The following is a 19,729-nucleotide window of genomic DNA, read 5'->3' as shown; positions in this document are numbered from 1 at the left end:
CCCAGAACTCGGTGCGGCGCCCGTCGGCCCCGGTGAAGCGCATGAGGAGCGGACGGCGGTAACAAACCGTGAAAGGTTCGCCTCGTACGGTGGTCCGAAGCAAACGGTTTTCCGCCCCGCGGTAAAGAATCGGTCCCCTTCTTCCGGTGGGCCGCGGTCCCGGCCGAGGGCGTCGGGACCGGGTGCGACCATGGACCGATGCGAATAGCCGGTGCGGTGCGAGCGGTGGTCGCGGCAGCGGCCTGCGGTGTCCTTGTGACGTCCGTGACGTCCTGCGCGAGCGGGAGCGAGGACGCGTCGAAGAAGGACGACCGCGGCGCGGGGAACGGCGGGAGCGCGGAGGGCGGGGCGAACGCGCGCGCGGCCGACCTCAGGCGCATCCCCGATGTCGGCGACCGTCTGCAGTCCAAGATCCCCAAGAACTCACGCCAGGTCGTGGCGGTGTACGGCGACGGTGTGAACTGGGCGAAGTCGACCGTCGTCCTGTACACGAAGTCGGATAGCTCGGACGACACCTGGGAGAAGGTCCGCAGCTGGCCAGGGCACAACGGAAAGAAGGGCTGGACCACCGGCCACCGCGAGAACGACAAGCGCAGCCCGGTCGGCGTGTTCACGCTCACCGACGCGGGCGGCGTCCTCGCCGACCCGGGCGCCAAGTTGCCGTACACGCAGTCGTCGTCGATGCAGGCCCCGCACTACTGGCCCAAGACGCATTGGCGCGACTTCGACTACGTCATCGCCATCGACTACAACCGCGCCAAGGGCACCCCGCCGAACGATCCGACGCGGCCGCAGGGCCAGTCCAAGGGCGGCAGTATCTGGCTGCACATGGACCACGGCAGCGGTACGTCGGGGTGTGTGAGTCTGTCCAAGTCGGGCATGGAGTACCTCCTTCGTACGCTCGATCCGAAGCAGCACCCGGTCGTGGTGATGGGGGACAGGATGAACCTCAAGGCGTGAACGGCCGGGTGCCATGAGCCGGTGCTCGCCGGGCGTGACCGTTGCGGTGATCGCCGAGTGCCCATAGAAATCCCCCATGAGAAGACGCGTCATGTCCATGCTCGCCGGGGTCACCCTCGCGGCGAGCACCCTCTTCAGTGCGGGTCCGGCCGCGGCCGACACGCCCCCTCCGGAGTTCGGCACCGACTGGCACGACCCGGTCACCGCCGCGCCCCCGGTCCCGAAACCGCACACCAAGTCCTGTGAAGTGACCGTCGCCGAGGCGCAGTTCAAGGACTTCACGCCCTACAAAGGTGACTACGCGCCGCCCGAGAAGTGCGGCCGAGGCCACTGGGGCAAGGTGGTCCTGCGCCTCGACGGAAAGGTGAAGGGCAGGCAGTACGACCGGCTCGGCTACCTCCGCATGGGCGGCGTAGAAGTATTCCGTACGTCCACTCCGGAGCCGTCGGAGGACGGCATCACCTGGTCCGTCGAAAAGGACGTCACCCGCTACAGCGAAACGCTGAGCCATGACCAGCAGGTCGAGATGCTCATCGGGAACGTCGTCAACGACACGTACACCGGGATCATCGACGTCAGGGTCACGCTGACCTTCTACGAGCCGGAGCAGCGCGCCCCTGCGTCGAAGCCGAAGCCGAAGCCGAAGCCGAAGCCGAAGCCGCAGACGCACACCACGCCTGACCGCGTCATCCCCCTCGGCGACGGCTCCACCGGAACCACCCTCTCCACACCCCGCAACAGCGAACGCATCGTCGCCGAGGTCTACGCCACCGGCTCCGGCGGCGGCTGCGAGGAGTACTGGTACCTGACGGTGCCCGACGCCGCGCCCTACTCCTGCAAGGCGGACAAGGGCCCCTACCGCGAGGTGCAGGTCAAGGTCGACGGCAAACTGGCGGGCATCGCCGCGCCGTTCCCGACGGTGTGGACCGGCGGCTGGTCCAACCCCTTCCTCTGGTACGTGATCCCGGGCCCCCGAGCCTTCGACATCAAGCCCATCGAGTACGACCTGACGCCGTTCACGGGCACCCTCAACGACGGCCGTCCGCACCGGGTGGAGGTATCCGTCGTCGGCGTGCCGAAGGCGCAGACCGGCTGGAGCACCCCGGTCAACGTCCTGGTCTGGCAGGACGAGAAGAGTGACCGCGTCACGGGCAGGCTCACCCGCCACGAGGAGGGCGACCTCGCCGACAAGGCGACGTACACGCCCGGTTCGCCCACGACCGAACACCGTCTCGACACCGAGGGTGGCCACCGGCTCGGCGTCTCCGGCTACGTGAACACCTCGCACGGGCGCGTCACGACGACCGTGGACCGCGCCCTCACGAACACCTCCGTCCACCGCTGGACCGAGGGTGAGGCGATGGACGCGCTGAAGGCCGCCTGGACCGACCGCGAGACGGTCACCACGGGCGGCCGCTCCGTGCGCACCGACCGGACGTACACGATGGACGGCACCACGACCCTCGGGGCCGGCGACCGGCTGCGTACCGAGATCTCCCTCGGCGACCGTGCCGAGAGCGTCACGAAGCGCGGCGACCGGCGCACCAACTGGTCGGTGCTCGACGACCGTTACGACGGCGACGCGACGTACACGGCGAACGTCCCGCGCGACCAGCGGCACGCCGTCGGCACCTCGCGCGAGCGTTACCGGCTGATCGGTGACGCGGGTTGCCACGACCGCACGCTGGCCACGGCCCAGGGAACCCTGACGGAGGACAGGCTGCGCTGCTGATCGCCCCGGGGCATTTGGAGCAAGATCCAAGATTTACCCCGATGTGACACCGGGGCCTTCTGCGGAGGCGGGCACTCCGCAATAGTGGCGGCTCGCGGAAGGTGGAAGTCAACTTCCGTATCCCAAAAGTCGCTTACGCCTCTCCACAGGAGTGCCCGTGCCGCAGTCCGTACCGTCCCTGCCGCGACGCGTCGCACGCACATTGCGTACCTCCCTCTTCGCGCAGGTCGCCTGCGCCCTGGTGATCGGAGTCGTCGTCGGACGGCTGTGGCCCCACGCGGGCTCGGCCGTCCAACCGCTCGGCGACGGCTTCGTACGCCTGATCAAGGCCATGATCGCGCCGCTCGTCTTCTGCGTGGTCGTCGCCGGAATCACCAAGGCCGGAGACCTCAAGGCCTTCGGCCGCATCGGTCTCAAGGCCCTCATATGGTTCGAGGTCGCGACGACGGTCGCGCTCGTCGTGGGCCTGCTCGCGGGCAACCTCGGGGGCCCCGGCATCGGCATGAACGTCGACCCCGACAAACTCGACGCCTCCGCCGTCGACGAGAAGACCGGCGGCGGCGAACTCCCCTCGACCAGCGAGTTCATCCTGCATTCGCTGCCCGACAGCGCGGTCGGCGCCTTCGCCGAGAACTCCCTCCTCCAAGTCCTCGTGCTGTCCTGCCTGGTGGGCGCCGCGCTGCTGCACCTCGGCCACACCAAGGTGCCCGCGATCCTGCCCGCCATCGAGCAGGCCCAGGAAGTCGTCTTCGCCGTCGTCGGCTTCATCATGAAGCTCGCGCCGCTCGCCGTGTTCGGGGCCACCGCGCATCTGGTGGGGGAGTACGGCCTGGGTGCCCTGTCGACGTACGGCAAGCTCATCGGGATCTGTTACGCGGTGGCGCTGCTCTTCCTCGTCCTGCTCGGACTCGCCCTCAAGGCGCTGACCGGCCTGAGCCTGTGGAAGTTCGTGCGCTACACCCGCGAGGAGATGCTGCTCGCGCTCGGCACCGCGTCCAGTGAGACCGTGATGCCGCGCATGATGCAGAAGCTGCGCCAGGCCGGCTGCCGCGACGACGCCGTCGGCCTCGTCCTGCCGACCGGGTACTCCTTCAACCTCGACGGCGCCTCGATCTATCTCTCCGTCGGTACGTTGTTCATCGCGCAGGCCGTCGGCGTGGACCTGACCATCGGCCAGCAGATCACCGTCGTCCTGGTTCTCATGCTGACCAGCAAGGGCATGGCGGGCGTGCCGGGTTCGGCCTTCCTCGCGCTGTCCGCGACGGCCTCCGCGCTCGGTGTCATCCCGGCCGGGGCGGTCGCGCTGCTGCTCGGCGTGGACCGCATCATGGACGCGATGCGCGTCGCCACGAACCTGCTCGGCAACTGCGTGGCCGTCTTCGTGGTCTCCCGCTGGGAGGGTGCCCTGGACACGGCGCGGGCGAAGAAGGTCCTCGGCGGCGAGATCGCGTTCGTGCCGGAACAGGCGGAGGAGCCCGGCGGCGCGGAGATGAGCGCCGCCGGGCCCAAGTCCCTTGCCCCGGCCGCTGACCCGGCTACGCCTTCGGCTTCTCCGAGTCGATTCCCGGACGCGCCTTCTTCCACAGCCCGCGAGTGAAGTCCGGGATCGCTTGAGGCGCCCCCTTCGCCTTGATCGACAGATGACTCAGCGGCACGGGCGCCGTCCACGTCGCCGCGTCGTACACGTCGAAGTCCGGGACGAGGCCGAGCTGCATGGTCTGCATCAGACGGAAGATCATGATGTAGTCCATGCCGCCGTGCCCGCCCGGCGGGTTGGAGTGCTCCTTCCACAGCCAGTGGTCGAACTCGGCGGCGTACTTGCCGAAGTCTCCCCATTCGTCGTTCGTGTGGTCAGGCTCGATGTAGATGCGCTCGGGGTAGTCCTCGAAGACACCCCTCGTGCCGCCGAGGCTGTTGATGCGGCTGTAGGGGTGCGGAGTCGAGACGTCGTGCTCCAGCCGGATGACCCGCCCCTTCGCCGTCTGGACCAGGCTGATGGTGCGGTCGCTCTCGATGTACGTCTCCTTCCAGCTCGGGTCGCCCGGCGGCATGTGCTCCTTGCGGTACTCGGCGAGGCCGAGCGCGGGCGTGCCGAAGCTGGAGATGTGCGTGACGCGGTCACCGCGGTTGACGTCCATGTAGTTGGCCGTCGGGCCGAAGCCGTGGTTGGGGTAGAGGTCGCCGCGCAGCCGCGTGTGCCACAGGCGGCGCCACGGCCCTTCGTAGTAGTCGGGGTCGAACATCAGGCCGCGCAGATCGTGGTTGTAGGCACCGGCGGCGTGCAGCAGGTCGCCGAACTTGCCCGCGTGCGCCATCCGCAGCACGCGCATCTCGTTCTTGCCGTAACAGCAGTTCTCCAGCTGCATGCAGTGTCTGCGGGTCCGCTCCGAGAGGTCGACCAGTTCCCACAGTTCGTCCAGGCGCATCGCGATGGGACACTCCACGCCGACGTGCTTGCCGTTCAGCATCGCCGACTTGGCCATCTCGAAGTGGAAGTCCCAGGGCGTCGCCACGTACACGAAGTCGATGTCGCCGCGCTTGCACAGGTTCTCGTAGTCGTGCTCGCCCTTGGTGTACGTCGCCGGGGCCGGCTGGCCCGCGGCCGTGACCTTCTTCGCGGCGGCCGCGGTCTTCTCCTTGACCGGGTCGCAGAGCGCGACCACGCGCACGCCGGGTATCGCGAGGAACAGGTCGATCATGGACCCACCGCGGTTGCCGAGCCCGATGATCCCGACGCGCACCGTGGAGCGCCGGTCGAACGGTACGCCGATCATGGTGTCGCCCTTGCGTGCGGGAGCCTTGGCCGTGTCCTTGGCCGTGTCCGCGGCCGTGCCCGAGGCCGTGCCCGAGGCGGCGCCGACCGCCGGAGCGTCGGCGTGCGCCGTGCCGCCCGCGAAGGCGCCGAGGCCGAGCCCCGCGCCCGCGATGCCCGCCGTGCGGAGCACCGCCCGACGCGAGTGGCCGTCTCCTGTCATGCCCTCGGTGTCGTGCTCGGGGGTGGTGCCGTCAGGGGTCGGTGTCGCGTTCTCGTCGTGCATCGGACCTCCGTCGTCGTGGTCTCTACCACTGGGCGGAAGCCACCTTGATGGCGGTGCGGGCGAGAAGCAAGAGGCTGTAGTGATCGAGAAGTTGGACTTATCGGGGAGCCGGACGTCTCGTGTCAGGGGCGGGTCGCGCGCTCCAGCTCCAGAAGCACGGAGTAGTAGCCGCGGCCCGTCGCGTGGTCCATGCCGACCTCGCACATGCGGTTCGCCGACAGATGCGCGTCGAAGGGGCGGGCGGTGACCTCCACCGCCTCCTTCGCGGTGGCCGACTCCGTGAGCTCCTTGTGGAGCATGCCGCGGTCGCCCGCGAAGGCGCAGCACCCGGCGTCGTCCGGGACGACCACGTCGTCCGCGCACGCCTCGGCCACCGTGCGCAGCTGCGCCTCGTCGCCGAGGTGCCGCATCGAGCAGGTGGGGTGCAGCACGGCGGAGCCGATCGTGCGGCGCACGGTGAGGTGGGGGAGCAGCTCGTCGGCGGCCCAGACGATCGAGTCGACGATCGTCAGTTCCCGGTGCAACGCGCGGTTGTCGGCGGTCAGATAGGGCACCACCTCGTGCGCGATGCCGAGCGTGCACGACGAGGCGTCGACGACCAGCGGCAGGCGGCCGCCCGCGGTCCAGCCCCAGGCCGCCTCGACGATGCGATTGGCCATGACCCTGTTGCCCTCGTCGTACCCCTTGGAGTGCCAGATCGTCGCGCAGCACGTCCCCGCGACATCGTCCGGAATCCAAACGGGCTTCCCCGCGCGCGTGGAGACGGCGACGACGGCCTCGGCCAGGGAGCGGTCACCGGGCCCGCCGAAGATGCGGTTGACGCATGCCGGGTAGTAGACGGCCGATGCGCCCACGCGCGCGGTGCGCGGCAGTCGGCGCGCCGCGGCCCCGGGGATCCGGGGCAGCCACTCCGGTACGAGGTCGGGGCGGACGGCCCTGCGCGCGGTGCGGGTCACCGCGGTGAGCAGCCGGTCGCTGATCCTGTCGGCAGCGGCCACCGCGAGCCGCGCGGACGCCTCGACGGCCTTGAAGTTCTTGGCCGTGAGGGCGGCGATCCGCTCCTCGCGCGGCGAGTGACGGGCGTGCCGGAAGTCCTTCATCAGGGCGCCGGTGTCGATGCCGACCGGGCAGGCCAGCTTGCACGTCGAGTCGCCCGCGCAGGTGTCCACGGCGTCGTAGCCGTACGCGTCGACGAGGCCGTCCTCGACGGGGGAACCCGCGGGCTGGCGCATCATCTCGCGGCGCAGCACGATGCGCTGGCGCGGGGTCGTGGTCAAGTCCTCGCTGGGGCAGGTCGGTTCGCAGAAGCCGCATTCGATGCACGGGTCCGCGATCAGCTCCACCTTGGGGATGGTCTTGAGGCCGCGCAGATGGGCCTTGGGGTCGCGGTCGAGGACGATGCGCGGCGCGAGGACTCCGTCCGGGTCGATGACCTGCTTCGTGCGCCACATCAACTCCGTGGCCTGCGGCCCCCATTCGAGCTCCAGGAAGGGTGCGATGTTGCGGCCTGTGGCGTGCTCGGCCTTGAGGGAGCCGTCGAAGCGCTCCACGGTCAGGCGGCAGAAGTCGTCCATGAAGGCGGCGTACCGCGCCACGTCGGCGGGGACCGCCGCGTCGAAGGCGAGCAGGAAGTGCAGGTTGCCGTGGGCCGCGTGGCCCGCGACGGCGGCGTCGAAGCCGTGCCGCGTCTGCAGGTCGAGCAGGGCCTCGCAGGCCTCGGAGAGCTTTCCCGGAGGCACCGCGAAGTCCTCGGTGATCAGCGTCGTCCCCGAGGGGCGGGAGCCGCCGACGGCGGTGACGAAGGCCTTGCGCGCCTTCCAGTAGCCGCCGATCGTCTTCGCGTCGCGCGTGAACGCATTGGTCACCGAGGCGACGGGCGCGACCAGTTCGAGCCCTTCGAGCGCCTTGGCCGCGGCCGCTTCGTACGCCTCCTGCGTGGCCTCGTCCGGGGCGCGGAACTCCACCAGGAGCGCGGCCGTCGACTTCGGGAGCCCGGCCCAGTCCGCGGGCACCCCCTGGACGCTGACCGAGGCGCGCAGCGTGTTGCCGTCCATCAGCTCGACGGCGAGCGCGCCCGCCGCGTTGAACACCGGCACGGCCGCGGCCGCCGCGGGCAGCGAGGGGAAGAAGAGCAGGGCGGTACTGGTGTGCCGGTCCAACGGCAGGGTGTCGAAGACGACTTCGGAGATGAATCCGAAGGTGCCCTCGGAGCCGACCATCAGGCCGCGCAGGATCTCCACGGGTGTCGCCCCGTCGAGGAAGGCGTCCAGGCGATAGCCGTTGGTGTTCTTGATCTGGTACTTGGCGCGGATGCGGGCGACCAGCTCGGGGTCCGCCTCGATCTCCCGCTTGATGGCAAGGAGGCCCTGGCACAGGGCGGGTTCGGCGTGCGCGAGCCGGTCGTCCGCGTCCGGCTCGGCCGTGTCCACGACCGTCCCCGAGGGCAGGACGAACGTCAGCGAGGCGACCGTGCGGTAGGAGTTGCGGGTGGTGCCCGCCGTCATGCCGGACGCGTTGTTCGCGACGACACCGCCGATGGTGCAGGCGATGGCGCTCGCCGGGTCGGGGCCGAGGACCCGGCCGTGGCGGGAGAGCGTGGCGTTGGCGCGCAGCACCGTCGTCCCGGGTCCGATGCGGGCCCGCTCGCCGTCCCCGAGCACCTCGATGCCCGACCAGTGCTTGCGCACGTCCACGAGGATGTCCTCGCCCTGGGCCTGGCCGTTCAGGGACGTCCCCGCCGCGCGGAAGACGACCTCGCGGCCCTTGCCGTGCGCGTACGACAGGACGGTCGAGACGTCGTCGATGTCCTCGGCGACGATCACGACCTGGGGCACGAAGCGGTAGGGGCTCGCGTCGGAGGCGTACCGCACCAGGTCGGAGACCTTCGTCAGGACCTTGTCCGCACCGAGGAGCGCGGTCAGCTCGGAGCGCAGGGGCTCCGGGGTGCCCGTGGCCAGCCGGTCGGGCACACGGTCGGGCGCGGGAGCCCGGTCGGGCGACGTGGGGCGCAGGGCGTCCGGATCGGGCTCCAGCAACGGCATGGGCTCTCCCTCGGCGGTGTCAGCAGCGGTCGCCCGGGTCGTCGACCAGGGCGGACAGCAGGCCGCCGAGCACCTCGCGCTGTTCGGCGGTCAGTGGAGCCAGGATGTCCTCTGCGGCGGCCCGGCGCGCGCTGCGCAGCTTCTTCAGGGCGTCCTGCCCCGCATCCGTCAGTTCGATCCGGATGACGCGGCGATTGCTCGGATCCGGCGCACGGCGCACCAGGCCGCCCGACTCCAGGCCGTCGACCAGGCTCGTCACGGCGCGCGGGACCACTTCGAGGCGCTGCGCGAGGTCGGCCATGCGCGGCGGCGCGTCGTAGTGCGCGAGGGTGCGCAGCAGCCGGGACTGGGCAGGGGTGACTCCCACCGGCTCCAGATGGCGCTTCTGGATGCGGTGCAGCCTGCGGGTGAGCCGCAGCAGCTGTTCGGCGAGAGGGCCGTCGGTGTCCGGGGTGCTCATGACGGGAACATTATCAGGACCTTGTGCATTGTGAGCGTAGGTAACAGTGAGCTATGCTCCATGAAGTCTTTCTCCGTGGGTCCCCGATCTCCCCAGTTCCCGATGTCCCCCAGTTCCCGATGTCCCCGCATCCCGTAGGAGCCCATGCGTCACGACGAACCGACCTGGACGCCGCCGCCCCAGGCCCCCGGCCAGGAGCCGCCGCGCCAGATGCGCCGCATCCTTCGCCTCTTCCGTCCCTACCGAGGCCGCCTCGCGATCGTGGGCCTGCTGGTCTGCGCCGCGTCCCTCGTCTCGGTCACCACCCCCTTCCTCCTCAAGGAGATCCTCGACACCGCCCTGCCGCAGGGCCGCACGGGCCTGCTGAGCCTGCTCGCGCTCGGCATGATCCTCGGCGCGGTCGTCACGAGCGTCTTCGGCGTCCTGCAGACGCTGATCAGCACCTCCGTGGGGCAGCGGGTCATGCACGACCTGCGCACCGCCGTCTACGGCCGGCTGCAGAGCATGTCCCTGGCCTTCTTCACCCGCACCCGCACGGGCGAGGTCCAGTCCCGTATCGCCAACGACATCGGCGGCATGCAGGCGACCGTCACCTCCACCGCCACGTCCCTCGTCTCCAACCTCACGAGCGTGATCGCGACGGTCGTCGCCATGCTCGCTCTGGACTGGCGCCTGACCGTCGTCTCGCTGCTCCTGCTGCCGGTGTTCGTGTGGATCAGCCGCCGCGTGGGCCGTGAGCGCAAGAAGATCGCCACGCAGCGCCAGAAGCAGATGGCCGCCATGGCGGCGACCGTGACCGAGTCGCTCTCGGTCAGCGGCATCGTCCTCGGCCGCACGATGGGCCGCGCCGACTCCCTCACCCGGTCCTTCGCCGACGAGTCGGAGCGCCTCGTCGACCTGGAGGTGCGCTCGAACATGGCGGGTCGCTGGCGCATGGCGGTCATCACGATCGTCATGGCCGCCATGCCCGCCGTCATCTACTGGGCCGCGGGCATCGCCTTCCGGATGGGCGGCCCCACCGTCTCGGTCGGCACGCTCGTCGCCTTCGTCTCGCTCCAGCAGGGCCTGTTCCGGCCGACCGTGAGCCTGCTCTCCACCGGCGTGCAGATCCAGACCTCGCTCGCGCTCTTCCAGCGCATCTTCGAGTACCTCGACCTGCCCGTCGACATCACCGAGCCCGAGAACCCGGTGCGCCTGGACAAGGTCAAGGGCGAGGTCCGCTTCGAGGGCGTCGAGTTCCGCTACGACGAGAAGTCCGGACCCACGCTCCAGGGCATCGACCTCGCGATACCCGCCGGCGGCAGCCTCGCCGTGGTCGGCCCCACGGGATCCGGCAAGTCGACCCTCAGTCACCTGGTGCCCCGGCTCTACGACGTCACCGGCGGCCGCGTCACCCTCGACGGCGTCGACGTGCGCGACCTCGACTTCGACACCCTCGCCCGCGCCGTCGGCGTGGTCTCCCAGGAGACCTACCTCTTCCACGCCTCGGTCGCGGACAACCTCCGCTTCGCCAAGCCCGACGCCACCGACGAGGAGCTCGTCGCCGCGGCCCGCGCCGCCCAGATCCACGACCACATAGCGTCCCTGCCCGACGGGTACGACACGGTCGTCGGCGAGCGCGGCCACCGCTTCTCCGGCGGCGAGAAGCAGCGCCTTGCCATCGCCCGCACCATCCTGCGCGACCCGCCGGTCCTCATCCTCGACGAGGCGACCAGCGCCCTGGACACCCGCACCGAGCGGGCCGTGCAGGAGGCCATCGACGCCCTGTCCGCGGACCGGACCACCCTCACCATCGCCCACCGGCTCTCCACCGTCCGCGGCGCCGACCAGATCGTGGTGCTGGACGCGGGCCGCACCGCCGAGCGTGGCACCCACGAGGAGCTCATGGAGCGCGACGGCCGGTACGCCGCCCTCGTCCGCAGGGACGCCCAGCTGGAGCCGACCGCATGACGGCCGGGGCCGACCGCGTGACGAGAGCGCAGCCGACCGCATGACGAGCGGAGCCGACTGCATGACGATATGCCGGGAATGCCCGCACCTGCGGGTTACCGTGCCCGCATGCAGACCAAGACTCCGCGACGGGGCACGATTCGACTGACGCGGCGGGGCAGGATCGCCCTGATCGCGACCGGAGCCGTCGCGGCGGCCACCGCCGTGGCGGTGCCGCTGCTGCTCCCGGACGACAACGCACGGCCCGAGTCGCTGACCATTCCCGAGGGCTGGCGCTCGGGCCAGGTGTACGAGGCCGTGGACAAGGCCCTCAAGGTGCCCTCGGGCACGACGAAGAAGGCCCTTCCCGAGGCCGACCTCGAACTCCCCAGCGACGCCGGGGGCAACCCCGAGGGGTACCTCTTCCCGGCGACGTACCCGATCAGTTCCCAGTCGACGCCGGCGTCCGTGCTGTCGTACATGGTGAACACGGCGAACAAGAAGTTCAGCGGCGGACACGTCACGGCGGGGGCCGACCGCAACGCCGTGAACGTCTACCAGACCGTCACCATCGCGAGCATGGTCGAGGCCGAGGCGGGCTCGAAGGAGGACATGGGCAAGGTCGCCCGGGTCATCTACAACCGGCTCGACCAGGGCATGCCGCTGCAGATGGACTCCACCATCAACTACGCCCTCAACCGCTCCACGCTGGCCACCAGCGACCGCGACACGAAGATCAGCAGCCCCTACAACACCTACGCGCGCATGGGCCTGCCGCCCACGCCCATCGGCAACCCCGGTGAGGAGGCGATGCGGGCGGCGACCAGTCCGACCGCGGGGGACTGGCTGTACTTCGTGACCGTGAAGCCGGGGGACACGCGCTTCACGTCGAGCTTCGAGCAACACCAGAAGCACGTCGCGGAGTTCAACAAGAACCAGGCGAAATAGCCCCGTTCGCCTGCCGCGCCCCTCCAGACCTGTTCCACCTCGACCTGCTCCGCCCCGACCGGCACCGCCTTGACCTCAACCGCGGTTCAGGTATGACGCTTTCCTCCGCCCGCGTCACCGCAGTGCCAGGAGGAGCCGACCATGCCCGCACCGATCCCCGCAGCCTTCCCCGACGTCCGGCGCGCGGACGCAGGGGCGATCCTCGTCAGCTCCTGGATCGTGCCCGCGCCGGACGTCCAGCGGCAGGCCGCGGACCTCGTCATCGAGGGGTGGCAGGACGAGGAGCGCCCGGACGCGATGCTCTCGATCACCACGTTCCTGGGCGAGGACGGCACCCAGGTCCTCAACTACGCGCAGTGGACGGACGACGACGCGCACCTCGCCTGGGCACGGGCCCGCCGCGCCCAGGGCGTCAGCAAGGTAGACCGGATCGTCCCCGGCATCCGACGCCCCGGCCTGCTGCGCTACGCGCTCCACGGCAGCTACGCCCCCGAGGAGAACGTGGGCCGCACCCCCAAAGCCCTGGTCACCCCCGCGTTCGAGACCGACGGTCCCAAGAGCCAGCGCGCCCTCGGCGACACCGTCATCGCGATGCTGGAACGGTTGCGCCCGGCCGGGCTGCTCGCGGCCCACATCCACGCCAGCAAGGACGGCCGCAGGGTGCTCGACCACGCGGAGTGGGAGGACCTGGCGGCCTGGCGGAGCTTCGCCGAGCAGGGCGGTGCCGATGAACTGGCGGCGGCCATCGCACAGTTGGAGGGCGTCACCCCGGCCCACCCGAGGCTCGCCGAGCCCCGCTACCTCCCGCACAAGAGCCTGGTGAACGTGGCCGCGTCCTGAGCGGCGTACGCGACGAGTGAAAAGGGGCTGCCGGTCGGTGCGTTCCGGCCTCTTGTGCCGCGCCGGGCGGCGCGAGAGGCTGGCGTGCGCTCCGCGCCGCACCACCGGCAACGACCGCACCGAGCACCGCACATGACCCGACCCCACCCCTGGTCAACGAAAGGTTCAGGTGCACCGGGAATGAGAATGCCCTCCCGTCGGCGGCCGGCAGCGGTGCTGCTGTCCGCCGCGCTCATGGCCGCCGGACTCCAGCTCGGCGTCGCCCCTTCCGTCACCCACGCGGCTTCCGGCGGCTCCGCCGGGGACGTACGGCTCGCGAGCGGCTCCGAGACCGCCGTGCCGGACGGCTGGATCGTCGTACTGAAGGGCGAGCGCTCGGCAGCGGCCGCCGACGCCGTGCCCTCCGTGGCGCGCGAGCTCGTCGGCCGGGCCGAAGGAGCGCGGCTCGGGCACGTGTACCGGGCGGCGCTGTACGGCTTCTCCGCCCGGATGGGCCGGGCGCAGGCCGAGCGCCTCGCCGCGGATCCCCGTGTCGCGTACGTCCGTCAGGACACCCGCGTCAGGATCGACGCCCCGCGCTCCGTGCGGCCCGCGGCCGACACCACGCAGCCCAACGCGCCCTGGGGCCTCGACCGCATCGACCAGCGCCGCCTCCCGCTGTCGACCACGTACACGTACCGCACCACCGCTCCCGGCGTGAGCGTGTACGTCATCGACACCGGACTGCGCACCACGCACGCGGAGTTCGGCGGCCGTGCCTCGGTCGGGATCGACACCGTGGGCGACGGCCGGAACGGCAACGACTGCCACGGCCACGGCACCCACGTGGGCGGCGTCGCCGCGGGCAAGACCTACGGAGTGGCCAAGCAGGCCAAGCTGGTGGCGGTGCGCGTCCTGGACTGCCAGGGCTCGGGCACCACTTCGGGGGTCGTCGCCGGCGTCGACTGGGTGACGAAGAACGCGAAGCGGCCCGCCGTCGCGAACATGAGCCTCGGCGGCGGGGCGAGCCAGGTCCTCGACACGGCGGTGCGCAACTCGATCGGCTCCGGCGTCACCTACACCGTGTCGGCGGGCAGCGCCGGTCAGTCCGGCGGCGCCTGCGGCACCTCGCCCTCGCGGGTGCCGGAGACGATCGGTGTCGGCGCCAGTGACAGCGGCGACCGCCGGGCTTCGTCGTCCAACTACGGTGCGTGCGTCTCCTTGTTCGCGCCCGGTGTGCTGATCCCGTCCGCCTGGAAGGACAGCGACACCTCCAGCACGACGCTGAGCGGCACGTCCATGGCCACGGCGCACGTGGCCGGTGCGGCCGCGCTTCACCTCGCTTTCCGGCCGAAGGACACTCCGGCGCAGGTGAAGAAGGGGCTCGTCGACAACGCCACCACGGGAGCGCTGCAGGGCAGCCCGCCGGTCACACCCGACAAACTGCTCTACACGTTGTACCTGCCCTAGAGCTCCCCGGGGGCGCCGTCACACCGTGACCGGCGCCCCCGCGAGCAGCCCCTGAATGTCACGTACCGCCGCACGGCCCGCGCGGTTGGCGCCGATCGTGCTGGCCGAGGGCCCGTACCCCACCAGGTGGATGCGAGGGTCGGCGGCGGCGCGGGTGCCCTCCATCCGGATGCCGCCGCCCGTCTCGCGCAGGCGCAGCGGCGCCAGGTGGTCGATCGCGGCGCGGAAGCCCGTCGCCCAGAGGATGACGTCGGCGTCGACGCGGCGGCCGTCGTCCCATTCGACGCCGGTCGGTGTGATCCGGTCGAACATCGGCAGCCGGTCGAGCACCCCGTCGGCCCGCGCCTGCCGGATCGCGTCGTTCACGGGCAATCCCGTCACCGAGACCACGCTCCGCGGCGGCAGGCCCTGGCGTACGCGCTCCTCGACCATGGCGACGGCCGAGCGCCCCCAGTCCTCGTCGAAGGGACCCTCGCGGAACACCGGCTCGCTCCGGGTGACCCAGGTGGTAGCCGCCGCGTACGGGGCGATCTCCATGAGGTGCTGCGTACCGGAGGCGCCGCCGCCCACGACGATCACCCGCTGACCCTCGAACGCCTCGGGCCCGGGATAGATCGCCGTGTGCAACTGCCGCCCGCGGAAGGTGTCCTGGCCCGGGTAGCGCGGCCAGAACGGCCGGTCCCAGGTGCCCGTCGCGTTGATCAGCGCGCGCGTCGACCAGGTGCCCGCCGAGGTCTCGACGAGGAGCCGTCCCTCGTCCCCCTCGCGGACCTTGTGCACGTCGACGGGGCGCCGCACCCGCAGGTCGAAGCGGCGCTCGTACTCCTCGAAGTACTCCCCGATGACCTCCGACGACGGGCGCGCGGGGTCCGCGTCCGTGAGTTCCATGCCGGGGAGCGCGTGCATGCCGTGCACCTTGGCGTACGTCAGTGAGGGCCACCGGAACTGCCAGGCGCCGCCGGGCCGGGGCGCGTGGTCGAGGACCACGAAGTCCCGGTCCGGCTCCAAGCCGACCCGTCGCAGGTGGTAGGCGCTGGACAGGCCCGCCTGTCCGGCGCCGATGACGACCACGTCCACGTCCTGTACCGCCGTCGTGGCGGCTGCGTCTCGTACCCCGATGTCGTTCACGCTTCTACTAACTCCATCGGGGTCCGAGATCTTCCCGCCGCGAAAGGACCGTGACGGGCTTCTCAGCGCCCGCCCGCCACCAGCAGCGGAGCGCCGCCCGGAGCGGAGGCCGGACGGCCGTTCGCCGCGGGCACGCCGGTCAGCGGTGACGCCGGGATCCGCGGCAGCAGACCGCGCGCGGCCAGGTCGGGGATGACGCCCTCGCCGAACCAGTACGCCTCCTCCAGATGCGGATAGCCGGACAGCACGAAGTGCTCGACGCCGAGCGCGTGGTACTCCTCGATGCGGTCGGCGACGTCGGCGTGGCTGCCGACCAGGGCGGTGCCCGCGCCGCCGCGGACGAGGCCGACGCCGGCCCACAGGTTGGGCGAGATCTCCAGCTTGTCGCGGGAGCCGCCGTGCAGCGCGAGCATCCGCTGCTGGCCCACCGACTCGCTGCGCCCGAGCGCCTCCTGTGCGGCGGCGATGGTGTCCGGATCGAGGTCGTCGAGGAGCCGGTTCGCGGTCGCCCAGGCCTCGGCGGACGAGTCGCGGGAGATGGTGTGCAGACGGATACCGAAGCGGACCGTGCGCCCCTCCTTCTCGGCGAGCTCCCGTATCCAGTCGATCTTCTGCTTGACCTGCTCCGGCGGCTCGCCCCACGTCAGATAGACGTCCGTGTGCCGCGCAGCCACGGGCCCGGCCGCCGCCGAGGAACCGCCGAAGAAGATCTCGGGCAGCGGGTCAGGCGGCAGCGCGGTGAGTCCGCCCTCGACCTGGTAGTGCTCGCCGTCGAAGTCGTACGGCTTACCGCTCCACACGCCCCGTACGACCGAGAGGAACTCATCGGTGCGGGCGTAGCGGCGGTCGTGGTCCAAGTGGTCGCCGAAGCGGCGCTGTTCGGTCGAGTCGCCGCCGGTGACCACGTTGAGCAGCAGCCGCCCGCGCGTGATGCGCTGATATGTCGCCGCCATCTGCGCGGCGAGGACGGGGGAGATGACGCCGGGCCGGAATGCCACCAGGAACTTGAGCCGCTCCGTGTGCTGGGCGAGCGCGACCGTCGTCAGCCAGGCGTCCTCGCACCACGTGCCGGTCGGCGTGAGCACCGCCTCGAAGCCCAACTGCTCGGCGGCCTTGGCGATCTGGGCCAGGTACTCGATGTCGGGGGCGCGCACGCCGCTCACCGGAGTGACCCGGGAGCGCGTGATGCCGCCGTCGGTGTAGGCGTGCCGGTCGACGAGGGTGCGGCCGTCGCCGCCGGTCGGCAGGAACCAGTGGAGGTGGACGGTCATGGGTCAGGACTCCTTGCTGTCCGCGTTGCTGTCGGCCTTGCCGTACGAGCGCGGCTCGGTGGTGGAGGGCGGCAGGTCGTCGTTGAAGCGGGTGTCGACGAAGTCGCCGAAGTCGATGCGGCGCGGGATCAGCTTCAGGCCGGTGAAGGTGTCCGCGATCTCCTGCTCGGAAGCGACGGCGTTCTTGTCCACGGCCACCGGGATGCGGGTGCCGTTGGTGCGCTTGACCGCGTCGAGCGCCACCTCGTAGGGCAGGCCGGTGTCCTTCGCCCAGACCTTCGCCCAGGCCTCCGGGTGCTTGAAGACCCAGTCCTGCGCCCGGCGCAGCCGCTTGAGGTAGTCGTCGATCGCCTGGGACTTCTTCTTGTCGTCGAGCGCGCCGGGCGCCGCCACCTGGAAGCTGAGCCCGTTCACCAGTCCGTCGCCGTCGGTCAGTACGCGGCCCTTCTTCGCGCGCAGGACCTGCGAGGTGTACGGGTCCCAGACCGCCCACGCGTCGACCTTGCCGCCGGTGAACGCGGCCAGCGCGTCGGCCGGCTGCAGATACTTGACCTTGACGTCCTTGAAGTCGAGACCGGCCTCCTTGAGGGAGGCGATCAGCTGGAAGTGCGCCGACGAACCCTGGGCCACGGCGACGGACTTGCCCTTGAGGTCCTCGGTCTTCTTCAGGGGCGAGTCGTCCGGCACGAGGATGGTCTCGCCGTCCGCCGTGCCGTGGGTCGCGGCCACCACGGAGATCTTCGAGTTCGCGCCCGCCGCGAAGACCGGCGGAGTGTTGCCGACGGCGCCGATGTCGACGGCCTTGGCGTTGACGGCCTCCAGGAGCGGAGGCCCGGAGGTGAAGGTCGACCAGCGGATCTTGTAGTCGAGGTCGTCGAGCTCCCCGGCCGCGCGCAGCACGGCTTCCGAACCGCCCCTCTGGTCACCGACGTTGAGGGTGAGCGACCCCTTTCCGTCGGTGCCGCCGCCCGAGCCGCCGACCGACGTGCCGGCGGAGGAGGTACCGGAGCAGGCGGCGAGCAGCAGGGCCAGGGGGAGGAGCAGGGCGGCGGGGGCGAGGTGGGGACGTGGTCGTCGCATGGCGGTTCCGTTCGGTGCGGTTGGTTCGGGGGTGTCAGGCGGGTGACGGCGCCGGGGCTTCGGCTGCGGGCGGGGTGGCCGCGGTGGGCGCTTCCGCGGGCGCCTCGACGCCGAGCCGCTGGAGCAGCTCGGCGCGGAGCTCGGCGAAGCGCGGATCGGCGATTCCGCGCGGACGCTCCAGATCGATCTCCTTCTCGTACGCGATGACTCCGCCGTCCATGACGAGGACCCGGTCGGCGAGCAGCACCGCTTCCTCCACGTCGTGCGTGACGAGCAGCACGGCGCAGCCGCGCCGCTGCCACAGCTCGTCGACGAGCCGCTGCGCCTTGATGCGGGTGAGGGCGTCGAGCGCGCCGAACGGCTCGTCGAGCAGGAGCAGATCGGGCTCGCGCACCAACGCGCGGGCCAGCGAGGCGCGTTGGGCCTCGCCGCCGGAGAGCGTCTTGGGCCAGGCGGTGGAGCGGTGCTTCAGGCCCACCTCGGTCAGTGCCTGCTCGGCGACGTCGCGGTCGGGCTTGCCCGGCAGGCCGAGCAGGACGTTGCGCCACACCCGCTTCCACGGCATGAGCCGGGGCGCCTGGAACGCGACGGCCTTGCGGCGCGGCACGAGCACGGTGCCCTCGATGTCGCGGTCGAGCCCGGCGAGGACGCGCAGCAGCGTCGACTTGCCGCAGCCGCTGCGCCCCAGGAGCGCCACGAACTCGCCCTGCCGCACGTCGAGTCGGAGGTCGTCGATGACGGCGCGGCCGTCGAAGGAGCGGGTCAGCCCGTCCACGCGGACGGCGGGCGACGCGCCGAGGGTGGGGGTCACCGGCCGGTGAACGTCGGTCGCCATTGCAGCAGCAGCCTTTCGAGGGTGCGGACGATGAAGTCGGCGATCAGGCCGAGGAAGGCGTAGACGATCAGGCAGACCACGATCACGTCGGTGCGCAGGAAGTCACGGGCCTGGACCATGAGGAAGCCGATGCCGGCGTCGGCGTTGACCTGCTCGGCGAAGACGAGGGCGAGCCAGGCGATGCCCAGCGAGTAGCGCAGCCCGGTCATGGCGCCCGGCAGCGCGCCGGGCAGCACGACGTGCCGCACGAGCCCCCACCGCGAGAGGCCGAGCGACTCCCCGGCCTCGATCAGCTGGGCGTCGACGCCCCGGATTCCGGCGTACACGTTGAGGTAGAGGGGGAAGGAGACGCCGAGCGCGATGATGGCGATCTTGGGCGCCTCACCGATGCCGAACCAGATGATGAAGAGCGGGATGAGCCCGACGAACGGCACGGTGCGCAGCATCTGCACACCGGCGTCGACGAGGTCCTCGCCGATGCGGAAGAGCCCGGAGACGAGGGCGAGCGCCGTGCCGATCACAGTGCCGAAGAGCAGCCCGACGGCGACGCGCTGGAGCGAGACGCCCATGGCGGACGGCAGGGAACCGTCCCCGATCAGATCACCGGCGACCTGGGCGATCGTCCCGGGAGAGGCGAGCACATCGCTTGTCAACACGCCGGTGGCGCTGAGGAGTTGCCAGAGCGCGAGCAGGAGGAGGGGCCCGGAGGTGCGGCGCAGCCAGCGGGGGACGCGGGCGCGACGGCTGGACGAGGGGACGAGGGCTTCGAGTTCGGGCGCGGGCTCAGGATCTGATCTTGACATGCCGGTGATGTCGGTAGATGGATGAGGCGGGGCATGGCTGATGCTCATAGGCGCTCCACGACAGGAGAGAAAGAAGAAAAAGGGGGAGGGAGCCCGGCAGGCGGCGACGCGACTCAGGTGTGCCCAGGCCTACGGATCAGACGTCCGTACGCGAGGGCGCGTGAAGGTGACGAAGGGACGACCACTCGGCCGACACGAATGGGGCCGGGGAAAGG

At 70.9% G+C, this 19,729-nt stretch carries 15 protein-coding genes; 7 read left to right on the top strand and 8 right to left on the bottom strand.

Going from position 1 to position 19,729, the window contains the following annotated elements; translation table 11 throughout:
• Positions 1-198: 198 nt before the first annotated feature.
• The 3 genes from AB0B50_RS28540 to AB0B50_RS28530 all read left to right on the top strand — a co-directional run bounded on the left by AB0B50_RS28540 (position 199) and on the right by AB0B50_RS28530 (position 4,289).
• Positions 199-960, top strand: coding sequence for a L,D-transpeptidase family protein (locus AB0B50_RS28540; protein ID WP_362337978.1), 762 nt, complete (start codon positions 199-201; stop codon positions 958-960).
• 76 nt (positions 961-1,036) lie between these two features.
• Positions 1,037-2,692 carry a peptide-N4-asparagine amidase gene (locus AB0B50_RS28535; RefSeq protein ID WP_362337975.1) on the top strand — a complete coding sequence of 552 codons (1,656 nt, stop codon included), beginning with the start codon at positions 1,037-1,039 and terminating at the stop codon, positions 2,690-2,692.
• A gap of 157 nt (positions 2,693-2,849) precedes the next feature.
• On the top strand, positions 2,850-4,289 hold the full coding sequence (locus AB0B50_RS28530) for a cation:dicarboxylase symporter family transporter (protein ID WP_362337972.1): 1,440 nt from the start codon (positions 2,850-2,852) through the stop codon (positions 4,287-4,289).
• Here the strand turns inward: AB0B50_RS28530 and AB0B50_RS28525 are convergent.
• The 3 genes from AB0B50_RS28525 to AB0B50_RS28515 form a co-directional block, all read right to left on the bottom strand.
• Positions 4,228-5,667, bottom strand: coding sequence for a Gfo/Idh/MocA family oxidoreductase (locus AB0B50_RS28525; protein WP_362338577.1), 1,440 nt, complete (start codon positions 5,665-5,667; stop codon positions 4,228-4,230). The genes AB0B50_RS28530 and AB0B50_RS28525 overlap by 62 nt on opposite strands.
• 185 nt (positions 5,668-5,852) lie before the next feature.
• Entirely contained in the window at positions 5,853-8,771 is a 2,919-nt protein-coding gene (locus AB0B50_RS28520) for an FAD-binding and (Fe-S)-binding domain-containing protein (RefSeq protein ID WP_362337970.1), read from the bottom strand.
• 19 nt (positions 8,772-8,790) lie between these two features.
• Positions 8,791-9,231, bottom strand: coding sequence for a MarR family transcriptional regulator (locus AB0B50_RS28515; protein WP_362337968.1), 441 nt, complete (start codon positions 9,229-9,231; stop codon positions 8,791-8,793).
• Between the two features lie 144 nt (positions 9,232-9,375).
• Here AB0B50_RS28515 and AB0B50_RS28510 point away from each other — a divergent pair, with 144 nt between their 5' ends.
• The 4 genes from AB0B50_RS28510 to AB0B50_RS28495 all read left to right on the top strand — a co-directional run bounded on the left by AB0B50_RS28510 (position 9,376) and on the right by AB0B50_RS28495 (position 14,397).
• On the top strand, positions 9,376-11,181 hold the full coding sequence (locus AB0B50_RS28510) for an ABC transporter ATP-binding protein (RefSeq protein ID WP_362337965.1): 1,806 nt from the start codon (positions 9,376-9,378) through the stop codon (positions 11,179-11,181).
• 108 nt (positions 11,182-11,289) lie between these two features.
• Positions 11,290-12,108 carry an endolytic transglycosylase MltG gene (gene mltG, locus AB0B50_RS28505; protein ID WP_362337962.1) on the top strand — a complete coding sequence of 273 codons (819 nt, stop codon included), beginning with the start codon at positions 11,290-11,292 and terminating at the stop codon, positions 12,106-12,108.
• Positions 12,109-12,249: 141 nt separating this feature from the next.
• Positions 12,250-12,948, top strand: a complete 699-nt coding sequence (locus tag AB0B50_RS28500; RefSeq protein ID WP_362337959.1) for an antibiotic biosynthesis monooxygenase — start codon at positions 12,250-12,252, stop codon at positions 12,946-12,948.
• 180 nt (positions 12,949-13,128) lie between these two features.
• Positions 13,129-14,397 carry a S8 family peptidase gene (locus AB0B50_RS28495; protein ID WP_362337956.1) on the top strand — a complete coding sequence of 423 codons (1,269 nt, stop codon included), beginning with the start codon at positions 13,129-13,131 and terminating at the stop codon, positions 14,395-14,397.
• 18 nt (positions 14,398-14,415) lie between these two features.
• On the opposite strand, the gene AB0B50_RS28490 is transcribed toward AB0B50_RS28495, so the two are convergent.
• The 5 genes from AB0B50_RS28490 to AB0B50_RS28470 form a co-directional block, all read right to left on the bottom strand.
• Positions 14,416-15,525: an NAD(P)-binding domain-containing protein gene (locus AB0B50_RS28490; RefSeq protein ID WP_362337953.1), complete on the bottom strand. Its 1,110-nt coding sequence runs from the start codon at positions 15,523-15,525 to the stop codon at positions 14,416-14,418.
• Positions 15,526-15,587: 62 nt separating this feature from the next.
• Positions 15,588-16,796 carry an LLM class flavin-dependent oxidoreductase gene (locus tag AB0B50_RS28485; RefSeq protein ID WP_362337950.1) on the bottom strand — a complete coding sequence of 403 codons (1,209 nt, stop codon included), beginning with the start codon at positions 16,794-16,796 and terminating at the stop codon, positions 15,588-15,590.
• A 3-nt stretch (positions 16,797-16,799) separates the two neighbouring features.
• Positions 16,800-17,876 carry an ABC transporter substrate-binding protein gene (locus tag AB0B50_RS28480; protein WP_362337947.1) on the bottom strand — a complete coding sequence of 359 codons (1,077 nt, stop codon included), beginning with the start codon at positions 17,874-17,876 and terminating at the stop codon, positions 16,800-16,802.
• A gap of 34 nt (positions 17,877-17,910) precedes the next feature.
• On the bottom strand, positions 17,911-18,711 hold the full coding sequence (locus AB0B50_RS28475) for an ABC transporter ATP-binding protein (RefSeq protein ID WP_362337944.1): 801 nt from the start codon (positions 18,709-18,711) through the stop codon (positions 17,911-17,913).
• Positions 18,684-19,562, bottom strand: coding sequence for an ABC transporter permease (locus AB0B50_RS28470; protein WP_362337941.1), 879 nt, complete (start codon positions 19,560-19,562; stop codon positions 18,684-18,686). The genes AB0B50_RS28475 and AB0B50_RS28470 overlap by 28 nt, the downstream gene beginning before the upstream one ends.
• Between the last annotated feature and the right edge of the window lie 167 nt (positions 19,563-19,729).

This window comes from Streptomyces sp. NPDC041068 (assembly GCF_040647455.1).
In the GTDB taxonomy this organism is placed as follows: domain Bacteria; phylum Actinomycetota; class Actinomycetes; order Streptomycetales; family Streptomycetaceae; genus Streptomyces.
This window is presented reverse-complemented; position numbering and strand designations above follow the sequence as displayed.

Excerpts from the sequence above, each read along its gene's own strand:
- AB0B50_RS28540 (WP_362337978.1), top strand. The coding sequence starts at position 199 with ATGCGAATAGCCGGTGCGGTGCGAGCGGTGGTCGCGGCAGCGGCCTGC.
- AB0B50_RS28535 (WP_362337975.1), top strand. The coding sequence starts at position 1,037 with ATGAGAAGACGCGTCATGTCCATGCTCGCCGGGGTCACCCTCGCGGCG.
- AB0B50_RS28525 (WP_362338577.1), bottom strand. The coding sequence starts at position 5,667 with ATGACAGGAGACGGCCACTCGCGTCGGGCGGTGCTCCGCACGGCGGGC.
- AB0B50_RS28520 (WP_362337970.1), bottom strand. The coding sequence starts at position 8,771 with ATGCCGTTGCTGGAGCCCGATCCGGACGCCCTGCGCCCCACGTCGCCC.
- AB0B50_RS28515 (WP_362337968.1), bottom strand. The coding sequence starts at position 9,231 with ATGAGCACCCCGGACACCGACGGCCCTCTCGCCGAACAGCTGCTGCGG.
- AB0B50_RS28510 (WP_362337965.1), top strand. The coding sequence starts at position 9,376 with ATGCGTCACGACGAACCGACCTGGACGCCGCCGCCCCAGGCCCCCGGC.
- mltG (WP_362337962.1), top strand. The coding sequence starts at position 11,290 with ATGCAGACCAAGACTCCGCGACGGGGCACGATTCGACTGACGCGGCGG.
- AB0B50_RS28500 (WP_362337959.1), top strand. The coding sequence starts at position 12,250 with ATGCCCGCACCGATCCCCGCAGCCTTCCCCGACGTCCGGCGCGCGGAC.
- AB0B50_RS28495 (WP_362337956.1), top strand. The coding sequence starts at position 13,129 with ATGAGAATGCCCTCCCGTCGGCGGCCGGCAGCGGTGCTGCTGTCCGCC.
- AB0B50_RS28485 (WP_362337950.1), bottom strand. The coding sequence starts at position 16,796 with ATGACCGTCCACCTCCACTGGTTCCTGCCGACCGGCGGCGACGGCCGC.
- AB0B50_RS28480 (WP_362337947.1), bottom strand. The coding sequence starts at position 17,876 with ATGCGACGACCACGTCCCCACCTCGCCCCCGCCGCCCTGCTCCTCCCC.
- AB0B50_RS28475 (WP_362337944.1), bottom strand. The coding sequence starts at position 18,711 with ATGGCGACCGACGTTCACCGGCCGGTGACCCCCACCCTCGGCGCGTCG.
- AB0B50_RS28470 (WP_362337941.1), bottom strand. The coding sequence starts at position 19,562 with ATGAGCATCAGCCATGCCCCGCCTCATCCATCTACCGACATCACCGGC.